At 55.4% G+C, this 925-nt stretch carries 1 protein-coding gene; it reads right to left on the bottom strand.

The window, feature by feature from the left end; genetic code table 11:
• Window positions 1–178 precede the first annotated feature (178 nt).
• Window positions 179–742: a hypothetical protein gene (locus ACQUQ0_RS17570; protein ID WP_435187050.1), complete on the bottom strand. Its 564-nt coding sequence runs from the start codon at window positions 740–742 to the stop codon at window positions 179–181.
• Window positions 743–925 lie beyond the last annotated feature (183 nt).

The following is a 925-nucleotide window of genomic DNA, read 5'->3' as shown; positions in this document are numbered from 1 at the left end:
CAACATCCATCCAGACGCTTTCTGCGAACGTAACCTCGTCAGTCGTGACTATCAGCTGACTCAATGGGAACTACCGAATGTCGTGAATCAGCTTCCGGGCCTTCCGCACCCGTTCAACGTTGTTACTCTCCTTCAGGGCTTCAATCCGCTTCGAGGTGTTGTGTCGGTTCATCGGTTGCTACTCATAGCTGATTAGTCCCTGTTCACGCACGAACCGGGCAAAGTTGCCTTGCGTGTCAACATTCGGAAGTGCCCGGAGGTATGCGGCTTCGGCGTCGTGGCCGTTCTCCAGAAGCGTTTGATACGCCTTGGTGGCCTTCATTCGGGGACCATTGTTAGTGGAGTCGTGCTTTGGGTCGAACCCCTCAGCCGGGTCTAAGTCCACCTCCTCGAACGTGCCATACTCTTTTTGATTGAATCGAAGCGCCACGTCGCTGTGGGCAAACTCGAACCGCTCCTGTCTCGCCTTTGCTACGGCGTCTGAGGTCGGCGCTTGACTCAGGAATCGCCGGCGGCTGGTACTGTCCACAATATGCTTCGCGCTATCCGGGCGGGCCACCTCGATCACCCCGCCACGGCCGTCCTCATACCCGTCAATCTCGTATTGTTCGCCCGTAATGGGATCTTCAATCGAACCGGCCGAAGTTTTAGTTTCAATGCGATACGTCTGGTCGGAATCGCTGTAGTTCGTACTCATCGGTGTCTGTTGAACCGCTCTGTCCTCGCCGGAGTACCGGGTCATTGGCCGCTAAACCACAAGGTAACGGTGTAACGGTTTCTTCGCAATCTACTGGGGGCGTGTACGCACCATTCGTCTTTAGCTAAGACTCACACCTCGGTTGTGTAGCGGTAGCGAGCGTTTCTTGTAAGATTGGTCGTTGTTGGTGGATCTTCTGAGCGTCCTCAATCAGCCGCTCCAGCAACG

The organism is Halobellus sp. EA9 (assembly GCF_051195055.1).
Taxonomy (GTDB): Archaea; Halobacteriota; Halobacteria; order Halobacteriales; family Haloferacaceae; genus Haloquadratum; species Haloquadratum rubicundus.
The sequence above is the reverse complement of the archived record's forward strand: the minus strand, read 5'-3'. Positions and strand labels throughout refer to the sequence as shown.